11 protein-coding genes are annotated in these 15,291 nt (G+C 67.3%); all 11 read left to right on the top strand.

All coding sequences use genetic code 11. The features are described 5' to 3' along the window. Positions 1 to 4: 4 nt before the first annotated feature. The 11 genes from PUN71_RS14270 to PUN71_RS14220 all read left to right on the top strand — a co-directional run bounded on the left by PUN71_RS14270 (position 5) and on the right by PUN71_RS14220 (position 15,289). On the top strand, positions 5 to 1,465 hold the full coding sequence (locus PUN71_RS14270; protein ID WP_277798937.1) for a glycosyltransferase family 87 protein: 1,461 nt from the start codon (positions 5 to 7) through the stop codon (positions 1,463 to 1,465). Continuing rightward, positions 1,458 to 2,900 carry a phytoene desaturase family protein gene (locus tag PUN71_RS14265; protein WP_277798936.1) on the top strand — a complete coding sequence of 481 codons (1,443 nt, stop codon included), beginning with the start codon at positions 1,458 to 1,460 and terminating at the stop codon, positions 2,898 to 2,900. Before PUN71_RS14270 ends, PUN71_RS14265 begins: the two co-directional genes overlap by 8 nt. Positions 2,901 to 2,987: 87 nt before the next feature. After that, a complete protein-coding gene (locus PUN71_RS14260; protein ID WP_277798935.1) occupies positions 2,988 to 4,976 on the top strand; it encodes a penicillin-binding transpeptidase domain-containing protein in 1,989 nt (662 codons plus the stop codon). A 25-nt stretch (positions 4,977 to 5,001) separates the two neighbouring features. Beyond that, complete coding sequence (locus tag PUN71_RS14255) at positions 5,002 to 6,684, top strand: ATP-binding cassette domain-containing protein (RefSeq protein WP_277798934.1); 1,683 nt, start codon at positions 5,002 to 5,004, stop codon at positions 6,682 to 6,684. Between the two features lie 49 nt (positions 6,685 to 6,733). After that, a complete protein-coding gene (locus tag PUN71_RS14250) occupies positions 6,734 to 7,507 on the top strand; it encodes a DeoR/GlpR family DNA-binding transcription regulator (RefSeq protein ID WP_277798933.1) in 774 nt (257 codons plus the stop codon). Then, positions 7,504 to 8,766, top strand: a complete 1,263-nt coding sequence (locus PUN71_RS14245; protein WP_277798932.1) for an MFS transporter — start codon at positions 7,504 to 7,506, stop codon at positions 8,764 to 8,766. Before PUN71_RS14250 ends, PUN71_RS14245 begins: the two co-directional genes overlap by 4 nt. Positions 8,767 to 8,787: 21 nt before the next feature. Beyond that, entirely contained in the window at positions 8,788 to 10,284 is a 1,497-nt protein-coding gene (locus tag PUN71_RS14240) for a bifunctional phosphatase PAP2/diacylglycerol kinase family protein (RefSeq protein WP_277798931.1), read from the top strand. Positions 10,285 to 10,460: 176 nt separating this feature from the next. Beyond that, a complete protein-coding gene (locus tag PUN71_RS14235; protein ID WP_043448548.1) occupies positions 10,461 to 11,384 on the top strand; it encodes an ABC transporter ATP-binding protein in 924 nt (307 codons plus the stop codon). Then, positions 11,384 to 12,274: an ABC transporter permease gene (locus PUN71_RS14230; RefSeq protein ID WP_277798930.1), complete on the top strand. Its 891-nt coding sequence runs from the start codon at positions 11,384 to 11,386 to the stop codon at positions 12,272 to 12,274. The genes PUN71_RS14235 and PUN71_RS14230 overlap by 1 nt, the downstream gene beginning before the upstream one ends. 284 nt (positions 12,275 to 12,558) lie before the next feature. After that, positions 12,559 to 13,965, top strand: coding sequence for an amino acid permease (locus tag PUN71_RS14225; RefSeq protein WP_043448543.1), 1,407 nt, complete (start codon positions 12,559 to 12,561; stop codon positions 13,963 to 13,965). 22 nt (positions 13,966 to 13,987) lie between these two features. Continuing rightward, complete coding sequence (locus tag PUN71_RS14220) at positions 13,988 to 15,289, top strand: M18 family aminopeptidase (RefSeq protein ID WP_277798929.1); 1,302 nt, start codon at positions 13,988 to 13,990, stop codon at positions 15,287 to 15,289. The last annotated feature ends 2 nt before the right edge of the window (positions 15,290 to 15,291 follow it).

Here is a 15,291-nt window from a genome sequence, read left to right as displayed (position 1 = left end):
TGCCATGCACGAGACCCAGCCGCCGGAAGACGGACGACGGCCCCGAATCGTGGTGCCCAGCCGCAGCGATACCCTGCTGCGGAATTTCACCGAACTGGTCGGTGGCCCATTGGGGGCCAGGACGGATCCCGGCGTGGTCTCCCCCGGCATGTTCACCGTTGAGCGCGTGCTGATCCTGCTCACGGCACTGGCAGCACTCGTGGGCATCCTGCTGAAGGGATACTGCCGGGCCAACGGCTGGGAAACGCCCACCCAGTTCTACGCCACCTGCTACTCGGATTTCCCCGAACTGTTCCGCAACCGCGGCCTGGCATCGGGAATCTTTCCCGTCCTTGGCAGCGGCAGCCAGTTCGAGTACCCGGTCCTCATCGGTTTGATTGCAGGGGTGACGGCCTGGCTGGTGCCGGGTGGGGATGCTGATGCCCGGGCCCTTGCCTACTTCGACATCAACACCGTGCTGCTGGCGGCAGTTGCCATGGTGGCTGTGCTGATGACTGCGCGGATGCCCGGACGGCGTCCCTGGGATGCCGCCATGGTGGCCGTGGCCCCGGGGATCATACTTGCCGGAAGCATCAACTGGGACCTTTGGGCTGCGTGCCTGCTGGCCGTGGGCATGTACCTTTTTGCCCGGCAGCGGCTGGTTGCCGCCGGAGTCCTGATCGGCCTGGCAACCGCCACCAAGCTGTATCCCGTGCTGGTCCTCGGGGCCATCCTGCTGCTTGCCGTGCGCACGGGACGGTGGCGCCCCCTGCTGGTGACCGGGGGCAGCGCGGCCGCTGCCTGGGTGCTGGTCAACCTGCCCTTTGCCGCCGCCAACCCGTCCGGGTGGGCCTTCTTTTTCCAGTACAGCGCTGAACGCGGCGCCGGCTACAGCTCGGCCTGGTTCGCCTACAACCTGGTGGCCGGCAGGCTGGGGTGGGCCGGGTTGGGGGCGGACGCCGTCAGCTGGTTGTCCGGTGGCTTGTTCGTGGCGGCATGTGCCGGCATCGCCGCCGTGGCCCTGACCGCTCCCCGCCGGCCCCGCCTGGCGCAGCTCGCTTTCCTGGTGGTTGCGGCCTTCATCCTTACCAGCAAGGTCTACTCGCCGCAGTATGTGGTGTGGCTGATCCCGCTGCTTGCCCTGGCCAGGCCCCGATGGCGGGATTTCCTCGTCTGGCAAGGCATCGAAGCCCTGCATTGGGCTGCTATCTGGATGTACCTTGGACAGGTGACCAGCGCAGGTTCCTCCCAGCACAACCTGGACATGCCCTACTACGTCCTGGCCGTGGCCGCACACATGGCCGCGGTGGCCTATCTCATGGCCCGCGTTGCCCGTGATATCTACGACCCTGCCTTTGACCCCATCCGCCGCCACCATCTTGACGACCCCCACGGCGGACCCTTTGCAGGTGCACCGGACCGGGTCCGGCTAAAGCCTTGGCGGCGCCCCGCATCCCTGATCCCGAAAGCCAGGTCCAATGCCTGATGTGGCGGTAGTAGGTTCCGGACCCAATGGACTTGCGGCCGCGGTGGTCATGGCACGGGCAGGCCTCTCAGTGGAAGTCTTCGAGGCCGCAGCAACCATCGGCGGCGGAACACGCACCTCCGAGCTGATGCAGCCCGGGCACTTCCACGACGTTTGCTCGGCAGTCCACCCCATGGCCCTGGCATCCCCGTTCTTCCGCGCCTTCGAGCTCCCCCGCCGGGTGGACCTGGTGACCCCGGAAGTGTCCTTCGGTTCCCCGCTGGACGGCGGCCGTGCAGCACTGGCCTTCAGGTCACTGGAGCGGACGGCGGCTGAACTGGGCCAGGACGGGCCGGCTTACCGGCGGTTGATGGAACCGCTGGTGCGGCACATCGACGACGTCATGGATTTCACCCAGAACCAGCTCCTGCGGATCCCGCGGAATCCCCTGGCGGCGGCGGTGTACGGGCTGCGCACCCTCGAACAGGGGACCGGACTGTGGAACGCAAGGTTCAAGGAGGAACTTGCGCCTGCACTCCTCAGCGGAGTGGCCGCCCACGCCGTGTCCCATTTGCCCTCCCTGGCGGCATCCGGGGCCGGTCTCATGCTCGGCGCCTTGGGGCACGCCGCCGGCTGGCCCATCCCCCGCGGCGGCTCTGCCACGATCGCGGCGGCACTCGCGGACGACATCCGCGCCCACGGCGGGGTCATCCACACGGAAACCCCGGTAGACCGGCTGGAGGGGCTGCCGGCCACCCGCGCCACACTGCTGGACGTTGCGCCCAAGGGCCTGCTGGACATGGCAGGGGAATCCCTTCCCGGCCATTACCGGCGCGCACTGGAGCGTTTCCGCTACGGCAACGGCTCCTGCAAGGTGGATTTCATCCTGTCCGGGCCAGTGCCATGGCAGGGCCAGGGACTTTCCGACGCCGGCACCGTCCACGTGGGCGGCACGCGGGCGGAGCTGGCACGCTCCGAAAACGAGGTCAGCGCCGGCCGCCACCCTGACCGGCCCTACGTTCTTGTCGCCCAGCCTTCGCGCTACGACTCCAGCCGTGCACCCCAAGGCCGGCACACGCTCTGGACCTACTGCCATGTCCCCGCGGGCTCGAGCAGGGACATGACCAACGAGGTTGCGGCGCAGCTCGAACGCTTCGCACCGGGTTTCCGCGACCTTGTGGTGGACTCACATGCCGTCACGGCAGCGGAGTTGGCGCAGTACAACCGCAACTACATCGGAGGCGATTTCAGCGCCGGCATCATGGACGTCCGGGGCCTTATCCAGAAGCCCGTGGTGTCCCCCGTGCCGTGGCGGACTCCGCTGCTGGGCGTCTACCTGTGTTCTTCGTCCACGCCGCCGGGCCCCGGAGTGACGGGCATGCCGGGGCTGCACGCTGCTACGTACGCCCTGAAGGACGTCTTCAAGCTCCCGGTCCCGGACCTGGGACTGGACTAGGCGGTACCACCCCGCCCTGCTTCTCCCGCCTGCCGCCCCGGAGCCGGGATGGCGCTGCAGGTGCCCGGGCCGGGGGATAATGGCGCCATGGGGAACACAACAAAATTTTCGCTTGCCATAGCTGTGCTCATTCTTGGAACCTCGCTGGTGGCCTGCGATGACGGAAAGTCCGGGGCGGAAGCCGCAGCACAGCAGCTGGCAGGCGCCGTCTCGGCACTGGACGTAGGTTCCGTGGCATTTGAGGGCAAGGACGCCGCCGCGGCCAACGACCAGCTGCACCAGGTCTTCGCCGGCCTTGATCCGCAAAAGCCCCAGGTTGAGGCGGGCAGCCTCACCCTGGACGGGGACAAAGCCTCGGCCCCCTTGAACTACACCTGGAAGTTCGGCGACGCCGAATGGAAGTACACCATCGCGGCGAACTTCAGGAAGTCCGGTGACAAATGGCTCACCGTCTGGGACCCGGCCATGCTGGCGCCCGGGCTCGCGGACAGTGAAATCGTCACCAAAGGATCCCAGTCACCCCAGCGCGCCGACATCCTCGGCGCCGGAGACGTCCCGCTGGTGACTTACCGCCCCGTGGTCAACGTCGGAATAGACAAACCCCAGCTGGGCGGAGCCGACCCCGCCGATTCGGCAGGCAAATTGGCCGCGCTGGTGGGCGTGGACCCGGCAGGCTACGTTCAGCAGGTCAAGGCAGCCGGTGCCCAGGCCTTTGTATCTGCGATCACGCTGCGCCAGGAAGGCCGCACCATCACCGATGAGCAGATCCAGGCCATCCCTGGCGCGCGCGGCATACCGGCATCCATTCCGCTCGCCCCGTCGCGGACATTTGCCCGTGCAGTGCTCGGATCCGTGGGGGAAGCCACCGCCGAGCAGATCGACGCCTCCAACGGTGTGCTGGCCGCCGGCGATGTCACCGGCATCGGCGGCCTGCAGCAGCAGTATGACAAACAGCTGCGCGGATCGGACGCCGTCGTCATCCGGGCACAGCGCGCCGACCTCACCCGCGAACAGATCCAGTCCGCAGGCACGGACCCCCGGCGCGTCCTCTTCCAGGTGGAACCCAAACCCGGAACACCCCTGAAGACCACGCTGGATCCACGGCTGCAGACCCTGGCGGAGAGCACCCTGGAGGGCGTGGGCCCGGCCTCAGCCATCGTGGCCATCAGGCCCTCCACCGGCGCTGTGCTGGCAGCAGCATCCGGACCTGGCAGCAACGGGTACAACACGGCCATGCTGGGGCAGTACGCGCCCGGTTCCATCTTCAAAATGGTGGATTCGCTGGCGATGTTCCGCAACGGCATGACGCCCGACTCGACCGTCCAGTGCACCCCAACGCTCACCGTGGACGGCCGGACCTTCAAGAACTCGGAAGGCTATCCGGAATCCTCCCTGGGAGCGGTCACCCTGCGGGATGCCTTCGCGCACTCCTGCAACACCGCATTCATCTCGCAGCGGGACGCCGTATCGCAGGCCCAGCTCGAAGCTGCCGCCACTTCCATGGGCGTGGCTGTGGAAGCGCCCAAACTCGGGGCCGAAGCCTTCCTGGGCTCCGTCCCGGGCAAGGCCGAAGGGACCGAACACGCAGCATCCATGATCGGCCAGGGCAAGGTGCTCCTCTCCCCGCTGGCCGCGGCCATCATGGCCGGCTCCGTAGCCAAGGGTGCGCCGGTCTCGGCGCAGCTGGTCCTTAATCCCGACGCCGGAGCTCCCGCCGCCGGGACCACCGCGGGATCCACGGCTCCAGCAGCCGAACCCTCAGCCACCGCCACTGCCGAAGCCCCATCGACGGCGTCGGACAAGCCCATCACCGCGGCGGAGGCGGCGTCGCTGGCAGACATGATGCGCGCCGTAGTGACCTCCGGACACGCGGGCTTCCTGTCCAGCGTCCCCGGGGCGCCGGTGGGCGCCAAGACCGGAACCGCCGAGTTCGGTACCGAAAATCCGCCCAAGACGCACGCCTGGATCGTGGCCGTGCACGGCGACCTCGCCGTTGCCGTCTTCGTGGAGGACGGTGGCCTCGGTGCCACCACTTCCGGACCGCTGCTGAAGCAGTTCCTCACCGCCGCCGGGTAGGTACGGGCATGGGAGGATTGACGTCGTGGCCCATATTGACGTTTCCGGCATCGACTACTTCCTCTCCGACGGCACCCAGCTCCTGAACGGCGTGACCTTCAAGGTTCCGGACGGCACCAAGACCGCCCTGATCGGGCCCAACGGGACTGGCAAGACCACCCTGTTCCGGATCATTGCAGGGGACCTGGTCCCGGACGAGGGCGTTGTTGGGCGTTCGGGCACCATGGGCATCATGCGCCAGTTCGTGGGCCAGGTCCGGGATGATTCCAGTGTCCGGGACCTCCTGGTTTCCGCCGCTCCCCCGGCATTGGCCGCCGCTGCCCGCGAGGTCGCCGAGGCCGAGCTGGCCATGATGGAGCACGACGACGAACCCACCCAGATGCGGTATGCCCAGGCCATCGTGGACTGGGGGGACGCCGGCGGGTACGACGTCGAAACCGTGTGGGACGAGGTCTGCATGGCAGCGCTGGGACTCCCCTACGACCGCGCACAGCACCGGCCGGCGTCGAGCCTTTCGGGCGGGGAGCAAAAGCGCCTGGTGCTGGAGGCACTGTTTGCCGGCCCTGACGACCTGCTGCTGTTGGACGAGCCGGACAACTACCTGGACGTGCCGGGCAAGCGCTGGCTCGAGGAGAAGCTGAATGAGTCGAAAAAGACAGTCTTCTTCATCAGCCACGACCGGGAACTGCTGAACAACGCCGCCGGCCGCATCGTCACGCTGGAGCCTGGGATCAATGGAGCCGCGGCCTGGATCCACGGCGGCGGTTTCGGTTCCTACGTGGAGGCGCGGGCGGACCGGAACGCGCGCTTCGAGGAACTGCGCAAGCGCTGGGACGAGGAGCACATCAAGCTCAAGGAACTCGTCAACATGTACAAGAACAAGGCCGCGTTCCGCTCGGACATGGCCAACCGCTACCACGCCGCACAGACCCGGTTGGCCAAGTTCCTTGAGGCAGGACCCCCGGAGGCGTTGCCCATCGAACAGAACGTGCAGATGCGGCTCAAGGGCGGCCGCACGGCAAAACGTGCCATCGTGGCGGAGCGGCTGGAGCTGACCGGGCTCATGAAGCCGTTTTCCACCGAGGTGTGGTTCGGTGACCGCGTGGGCGTGCTCGGCTCCAATGGGTCCGGCAAATCCCACTTCCTGCGGCTGCTCGCCACCGGCGGCACGGACCCCGAACGTGAACACCTGCCCGTATCGGATGTGGACATAGCGGAGGTGCCGCACGAGGGAACCGTCAAGCTCGGCGCCCGGATCCGCCCTGGGTTCTTTGCCCAGACCCACGTCCGTCCCGACCTGCTGGGAAAGACGCTGCTGGAAATCCTGCACCGCGGCGATGAACACCGGTCCGGACTGGGCCGGGAAGCCGCCGCAGGAGCCCTGGACAGTTACGGCCTTGCCGGGCAGTCGGAACAAAAGTATGAATCCCTGTCCGGTGGACAGCAGGCACGGTTCCAGATCCTCCTGCTCCAGCTCAGTGGCGCCACGCTGCTCCTGCTGGACGAGCCCACGGACAACCTGGACCTGCATTCCGCGGAAGCGCTGGAGCGGGCCATCGACCACTTCGAGGGAACGGTCCTTGCGGTGACCCACGACCGTTGGTTTGCGCGCACCTTCGACCGGTTCCTCGTCTTTGGCTCCGACGGGAAGGTGTACGAATCGGCGGAGCCGGTCTGGGACGAGCAGCGGGTTCAGCGGGCCCGCTGACAGCTGATCAAGTAATGATCAAATGATCAATACTTGATATCGTTTGCTCATGAAGACGGATGAGCGGCACCGGACTATCGCCGAGATCCTGCGGCGCCAGTCGGGCGCCACTGTGGAAGAGCTGATGCAGGCCTGCGCCGCCTCCGGCGCCACCATCCGCCGCGACCTCGAGATACTCGCAGGCCACGGCGTCCTCCGCCGGGTCCACGGCGGTGCCAGGAGCCTGATCGGCCAAGGGCAGAACCCCGGTTACGGCCAGCGCGAGCTGGAGGAGCGTGACGCAAAGGCCCGTATCGCCGCCGCCGTCGCCGGCCTGGTGGCGGACCGGGAACACGTCTGGCTGGACAGCGGAAGCACAGCGACGGAGGTAGCCAGGGCCTTATCCGGCCGCGAATTGACGCTGATGCCCATGTCCCTGCAGGCGCTCAATGCTGCTGCCCAGGGCGACGGCACCGGAGGCCCGCGGCCGTCCCTGCTGCTGCCCGGCGGCAGCGTCATGCCCGGTGAGTTCTCCTTCCGGGGACCCCTCGCCGAATCGAACATCAGGTCCCTCCGCTTCGACACCGCCATTGTCACGCCCTGCGCCATGGACTTCCAGGACGGCCTGCTGGCCCACGACCTGGACGATGCCGCGGTCAAACGTGCGGGCCTGCAGTCCGCCGGCCGCGTTGTGGTGGCGGCCTCCGCAGCCAAATGGCATGCGACTGCCCGGGTGCTCGTCGCCGGCCTGGACCGGGTGGACACCATCGTCACGGACAGGCAACTCAGTGGGCACGACAAAGCTGAACTCGACAAATTTTCTGTGGAAGTAGTGAACGTATGAGCATCAACACTGGTACAGACGAGCACGCGGGGCTGAACGCCGCTGCCACCGCCACGTTCGTGGTTTTTGGCATCAACGGGCTTGTCTTTGCCAGTTGGGCCGCCCGCATCCCCGCTGTCACCCAGACCCTCCAGATCACCTCCGGCCAAATGGGCACGCTGCTGCTGTGCACTGCCGTCGGCTCCCTCCTTGCCCTTCCCACGGCCGGCCTGGTCGTTGGGAGGATCGGCACCGCCAATACGGTCCGGTCTGCCGGAATGCTGGCTGCCGCTGCCGGCGTCGGCATCGCCCTTTCCCTTTCGGCTGTATCGATTCCCGGGACGGCGGTGTCCCTGTTCTTCTTCGGCATCGGCATCGGGCTATGGGACGTGGCGCAGAACATTGAAGGCGCCGATGTGGAACACAAGCTTCGGCGCACCATCATGCCGCAGTTCCATGCGGCCTTCAGCGGCGGAGCGTTCGTGGGCGCCTTGGTCGGCGCCGGACTGTCCACCCTGGGCGTGGACCTTCCCGTGCACCTGCTGGTCATCGCCGGCGTCGTTGTGCTGGTGGCCCTCACTGCCCCCCGCTATTTCCTTCCCCACCTGTCAACCGCGCCGGCTGCAGGGGAGCCGAAGCCCGCCAAGGGGCCGTCCGCCTGGCGCGATGGCAGGACGCTGCTCATCGGCGTGGTGGTGCTGGGGGCAACCCTGACGGAAGGAGCGGGCAACGACTGGATTGCGAAGGCTTCCGTGGACGGGCTCGGTACATCCGAGTCCACCGGGGCACTCATGTTCGCCCTGTTCGTCCTGGCCATGACGGCAATGCGGTTCCTCGGCGGCCGGGTGATCGACAAGTACGGCCGCGTCGTGGTGCTCCGGGCCAGCATGGCAGCAGCTGCGGCCGGCCTTGGTCTCTTTGTGCTGGCACCCAATATCTGGCTCGCCGGCGTAGGTGCCGCGCTGTGGGGCGTGGGGGCGGCCCTTGCCTTTCCTATGGGCATGTCCGCAGCATCGGATGATCCCCGCCACTCGGCGGCGCGCGTTTCCGTTGTATCCACTTTGGGGTATATATCGTTTCTTGCGGGGCCGCCACTGCTGGGGTACCTGGGTGATCTCATCGGCATCCACACCGCCCTGCTGGCAATCATGTTTCCCATCGTGGTTGCGCTGCTGCTGGCCGGTGCGGCCCGGCCCCTCAGTGTTGCCCCCGAAACGCCCAGCCGGGAGCCTGCAACCCAGGAACCCGCAAACAGGGAGTCGCGGCCCGGCGGGAACTAAGCCCGGGGATAGGGTGAACACATGCAAAGCATGAAGCCCCGGGGCAGGAGCTGGATCAGCCGGGTTGATAGATACCTCTTACGGCATGTTTCGAACCTTCCAGGCGGCAACCACGACACGTTTTTCCGGCGGCTTTCCGCCTCCGCCAACAACGGCAAGCTCTGGATGGGGACTGCCGCTGTGCTGGCGTTGTTTCCCGGAAAGACGCGCAGGGCGGCCCTCCACGGCCTGATTGCCCAAGGTGTGGCATCCGCGGTCACCAATGTGGTCTTCAAGACCCTGCTCCCCCGTACCCGGCCGTTGCCGGAACACCTGCCGGTCTTCCGGTTCGTGCACCCGCAGCCCACAAGTTCGTCCATGCCGTCCGGGCACTCGGCGTCCGCCGTGGCGTTCGCGGTGGGGGTGGGACTGGTGCGTCCCGCGCTCGGGCTTGCCGTTGCCCCGGCCGCGGCCGGGGTTGCCTACTCCCGGGTGCACACCGGTGCGCATTGGCCAACCGATGTTCTGTTCGGCTCGGCCATCGGGGCCGGCGCCGCGCTCGTGACCCGTCACTGGTGGCCCGTACGCCCGCCTATCCCGCAGACAACGCGGGCGTGGACAACAGCCCCTGCGGTGCCAGGCGGGGAGGGGCTCAGCATCGTGGTCAACACCCTGGGCGGCTCCTTCAAAGAAGAAACGGCTGCCGCACTCCAGGAAGTATTTCCCAAAGCGCATATAAATACCGTCCAGCCTGATGAGGACCTGGTGGCGCGCATCAAGGCGACCGCCGACCATCCCGGAACCCGGGCCCTCGGTGTGTGGGGAGGTGACGGGACCGTCGGCGCAGCGGCCGCGGCCGCCGTCGAACGTTCCATGCCCCTCCTGGTCCTCCCCGGCGGGACCCTCAACCATTTTGCCCGGGATGCCGGAACGGGGAGCCTGAAGGATGCCGCGGAGGCTGCAAACGAAGGCGAAGCCGCCCTGGCGGACATCGGACTTGTCACGGTGGAACGGGGGCTGGCCGGAGCTCCGGAAGTCGCGGAACTGGCAATGCTCAACACTTCCAGCATCGGCATCTACCCGAACTTCGTCAGGCGGCGGGAACACCTGCAACCCGCGCTGGGCAAGCCACTGGCCGGCGTCGTCGCCATGTTCCGGACCTTTGCCGCAGGAACCCCCATCACCCTGAACGTGGACGGCGTCCGGCACAAGGTGTGGATCGCGTACCTGGGCCGGGGCCGCTATTACCCCCGCGACCATGCTCCCCTGATCCGGCCCGTAATGGACGACGGCGTACTTGATGTCCGCCTCATCACCGCTGACGAATCCTTTGCCCGGCTCCGGTTGCTGTGGGCCGTCCTCACCGGAACGGTTGCCACCTCCCGGATCACCCATCTCCGCGAGGCCAGGGAGGTCAGGATCGACGCCGGCGGCGCACCCATGGCGCTGGCAGTCGACGGGGAAGCCTTGGCCGGCGTCCGCAGTGTCTCCTACACGGTCCGGCCGCACGCACTGACGTATTACTCCCCGCGCCGCTGACCCGCCGGACCTTGGGGACGGGGCACCCGCGGAAATACCCTGATTCTCCCCTGAATCATCCCTGAGACGGGCGAAAAGCCGTTGCCGGCTCGATAGCGTGGGAAGGGTATTCCACCGACCTGTTTTTCCACCATTCCAACGTGTGCAGCCGCGCGCTGCCGTCCAAAGGACCATTCATGATCGAGGCAAACGGACTGTCCAAGGTCTACGGCACCAAGACCGCCGTGGCCGGTGTCAGTTTCACCGTCCGGGCAGGGCAAGTCACGGGTTTCCTGGGCCCCAACGGGGCCGGCAAGTCAACCACCATGCGCATGATCATGGGACTCGACCGGCCGACGGCGGGATCCGTCACCGTGAACGGCCTGCCCTACGTCCGGCACAAGGCACCCCTGCGCGAGGTGGGTGCCCTGCTCGAGGCCAAGGCCGTGCACACCAGCCGCAGCGCCTACAACCACCTGCTGGCCATGGCCGCCACCCACGGCATCCCCAAAACCCGGGTGCACGAGGTCATCGAGATGACGGGACTGGAAGCGGTGGCGCGCAAGAAGGCGGGCGGCTTCTCACTGGGCATGGGACAGCGGCTCGGCATTGCTGCGGCCCTGCTGGGAGATCCGCAGACCCTCATCCTCGATGAACCGGTCAACGGCCTGGACCCGGAGGGCGTGGTCTGGGTCCGGAACCTGGTGCGGTACCTCGCCGGGCAGGGCCGGACGGTATTCCTCTCCAGCCACCTGATGAGCGAGATGGCACAGACGGCTGACCATTTGATCGTCATCGGGCGGGGCAAGGTGATTGCCGATGCGCCGATCCACGACATCATCAGCGGCCAGGGCCGGTCCCGGGTCCGGGTGCGCACCGACGAACCGGAACGGCTCCGCCAGCTGCTGGCCACACGGGGTGCAACCATCGAGGTTCCCGACCGCGAACTTCTCGAGGTGACGGGCCTGGAGCCCAGGGCCATTGCCGCGGCAGCACTTGAAAACCACGTCATGGTCTACGAGCTCACCCCGCTCGTGGCCAGCCTCGAGGAGGCCTATATGGAACTGACCAAGGACGACGTCGAATACCACTCCCTGCCCGCCGCGGAGGTAACCAAGTAATGAGCTCCCTGACCACCGAATCAACGTCCTCCCCCGAACCTGCCTCCGCCCCGGGCCCACGCAATCCCCGCGGCGCACGTTCCCTGGCCGGCCCCACGTTTTTCCGGGTCCTCAACTCGGAAATCATCAAGTTCCGCAGCCTCCTGTCCACGCTGATACTGCTCGCCTCCACCGCCGCTGTGATGGTCGGGTTCGGCGCACTGTCTGCCTGGGGAACGGGCCAGTTCGCGGATGCCGCCACCCGGGATCCGCAGGCCGCTGCCCGGATGGCATCCCAGGGCGGCGACCTTGCCATCAGCGTGCCCACCTCGGGCATCGCCTTCGCCCAGCTGATCCTGGGGTCCCTTGGCGTCCTGCTGATGAGTTCCGAATTCACCACGGGCATGGCCCGGTCCACCTTTGCGGCCGTGCCCAAGCGTCTTCCCGCCTTCGCAGCCAAGCTGGTGGTGGTGATGGTGACGTCCTTCGTGGTGACCGCCGTATCCACCTGGGTGGCCGGCCTCGCTGCCGTACCCATCCTGGACAACTACGGCCTCGCCCTGGACCTGGGCAGCTCACAGTCGGTCAAGCTGCTCCTGGTCAACAGCATCTACGTGGCAGCCGTGGCCGCCATCGGCATGGCCCTGGGCACGCTGCTGCGCAACTCGGCCGGCGGCATCATGAGCCTGGTGGGCATCTTCTTCGTGGCCCCCATCGCGTTCCAGCTCATCCCCGGGGATTTCTTCAAGGAAGCCCGCAAGTACCTTCCCGGCAACACCGTCGAACCCCTGACGGCCGCCCAGCACGTCCCGGACACCCTGGAAGCGTGGCAGGCCGGGCTGGTCCTTGGCGGCTGGGTGGTGGTGCCCGTGCTGCTCGCCGCCATCCTGCTGAAACGGCGCGACGTATAGGTCCAGCACGTCGGGGAGCCATGTGGCCAGGCCGGGCACGTGGCTCGCCGCGTGGTTTCAGGCACATTACAAATATGCCTGACAGGCAACTTTCATTGCCTCTGATGGTCTCTGCTTGGAGTGCCGTCCTGTTCGCCGCAACCAGGTCTGTTGGACTGCACAAAGCAGGGCGCATAATGGCGGACCTAGGGTGAAACGACGATGTGGTGCATCACACGGTCCGCCGGTGGTCGCCAAGGCACGTCGCTCAACCTCTGCTATTTCCCCAACAGGACGGCGCTTCCATGCATGCTGACCAGCAACTTTCAAAGTCCCTGAAACCCAGGCACCTTTCCATGATCGCCATCGCCGGCGTCATTGGGGCGGGCCTCTTTGTCGGCTCGGGGGCGGCAATCCAGCAGGCCGGCCCGGGCATCCTCATCGCGTACGCAGCCGCCGGCCTGGTGGTCATCCTGGTGATGCGGATGCTGGGCGAGATGGCCGCGGCCAACCCGGAAACGGGATCCTTCTCCACCTATGCGGACAAGGCACTGGGGCGCTGGGCAGGGTTCAGCATCGGCTGGCTCTACGCCTGGTTCTGGATCATCGTCCTGGGCATTGAAGCCACCGCCGGTGCTGCCATCATGCACCGCTGGGTGCCGGGCATCGACCAGTGGGTCTGGGCACTGGTCCTCATGGTGCTGCTGACGCTGACCAACCTGGGTTCGGTCAAGTCCTACGGCGAGTTCGAGTTCTGGTTCGCATCCATCAAGGTGGCGGCGATCGTCCTCTTCCTCATCTTCGGCGCCGCCGCCATCCTGGGCCTCATCCCCGGCGTTCCGGCGCCCGGCCTGAGCAACCTGGTCAACAACGGCGGGTTCATGCCCAACGGTCCCGGCGCTGTCCTGGCCGGCATCCTGGTGGTTGTCTTCTCCTTCTTCGGCGCCGAGATCGCCACCATCGCAGCCGGCGAATCCGAAAACCCGGTCGACGCCGTCAAGAAGGCCGTGAAATCCACCGTCTGGCGCATCCTCGTCTTCTACATCGGCTCCATCGCCGTGGTGGTCACCCTGCTTCCGTGGAACTCGGCCTCCGTAGCCAAGAGCCCCTACGTGGCCGTCATCGAACTGTTCGGCATCCCCGGCGCCGGAACCATCATGGACGTCGTGGTCCTGACCTCCGTGCTCTCCTGCCTCAACTCCGGCCTGTACACCGCAAGCCGCATGCTCTTCTCGCTCTCCACCCGCGGTGACGCACCCCGCTCCTGGACCCGCATCTCCCGCCGCGGCGTCCCGGCCGCAGCCGTGCTCGCCTCCACGGTGGTCGGCTTCATCACCGTGGGCCTGAACTACATCGCCCCGGACACCGTGTTCCTCTTCCTGGTGAACACTTCGGGTGCGATCGCCCTGTTCGTCTGGCTGGTCATCTCCGCCTCCCAGCTGGTCCTGCGCCGCCGCATGGGCGCCGCGGCCAAGGACCTGCAGCTGAAGATGTGGCTCTTCCCGTACCTCACCTGGGCCGCCATCATCAGCATCGTGGCGCTCCTGATCGGTATGGTCATCGTGGAGTCCACCCGGGAGTCCCTGCTGCTGTCCCTGGCGCTGGCCGCCGTGGTGGTCGCGATGGGCGTGCTGCGCTACCGCCGGAAGGGTGCTGCAGCCGCCCGCCAGGAGGTGCCGGCCACGGAGGCTGCACCGGCACCCGCGGAGTAGGGCCGGCGCTAGACTCGGGACCATGCCTTTGCCTTCCTCTGCCGCAGACCACATCCAGGACCTTGGCGCCTATGTCAGCGCGTCGCCGTCGAGCTTCCACGCCGCCCACGAGGGCGGCCGGCGGCTGGAGGAAGCGGGCTTCACCCGCCTGGATGAGCTGCAGCCGTGGGAAGGCGGGCCCGGATCCTTCTTCATCATCCGCGACGGCGCCCTGATCGCGTGGGTGGTCCCGGACGGCGCGGGACCAACCACGGGGTTCAATATCCTCGGCGCCCACACCGATTCGCCCACGTTCAAACTCAAGCCGAAGCCCACCACCGGCGCGCACGGCTGGCTGCAGGCCGGGGTGGAAATCTACGGCGGGCCCCTGCTGAACTCCTGGCTGGACCGCGAGCTGCGGCTCGCGGGCCGGCTGGTGATGCTCGACGGCACGGAACACCTCACGGCGACCGGCCCCATGCTGCGCTTCCCCCAGCTGGCCATCCACCTGGACCGGGCCGTGAATGAGGGACTCACGCTGGACAAGCAACGCCACATGAACCCCGTGTGGGGCCTCGGGAACCCCGCCGAATCGGACCTGCTGGGCGTCCTGGCGTCCGCGGTCGCCGGTGCGTCCGTCGACCCGGGGCAGATCGGCGGGTACGACGTCGTTATGGCAGACACGCAGGCACCGGCGGTTTTCGGGGGCAAGGGGGAGCTCTTCGCATCAGGGCGGCTGGACAACCTTTCGGCCACGCACGCCGGGCTGGCGGCACTGGCCGCCCATTCCGGATCCGCGCCGGCCGGTGGCCCCATTGCGGTGCTCGCCGCGTTCGACCACGAGGAAATCGGCTCCAACTCACGCTCGGGTGCGTGCGGTCCCCTCCTTGAGGACGTGCTGGTGCGCATCTCCGACGGCCTGGGTGCCACGGCGGGCCAGCGGCGGCAGGCCCTGTCGGCGTCGTTCTGCCTCTCTGCCGACGCCGGGCACGCCGTGCACCCCAACTATCCCGAGCGGCACGACCCCGCCAACCACCCGGTGCTGAACGGTGGCCCCCTCCTGAAGATCAACGCCAACCAGCGCTACGCCACCGACGCCCCCGGAGCCGCATTCTGGGCCCGCCTTTGCCGGGAAGCAGGCGTGCCGTTCCAGGAGTTCGTTTCCAACAACGTGGTGCCCTGCGGCTCCACCATCGGTCCGCTGACGGCCACCCGGCTGGGGATCCGGACCGTGGACGTGGGCGTGCCGCTGCTCTCCATGCACTCAGCCCGCGAGCTGTGCGGCGTGGAAGACCCCCTGCGCCTGGCCGCCGTGGCGGAGCTGTTCTTCGGCACTGCCGCGTAGCG

The organism is Arthrobacter sp. NQ7 (assembly GCF_029581595.2).
Lineage (GTDB): Bacteria > Actinomycetota > Actinomycetes > Actinomycetales > Micrococcaceae > Arthrobacter > Arthrobacter phenanthrenivorans_B.
The sequence above is the reverse complement of the archived record's forward strand: the minus strand, read 5'-3'. Positions and strand labels throughout refer to the sequence as shown.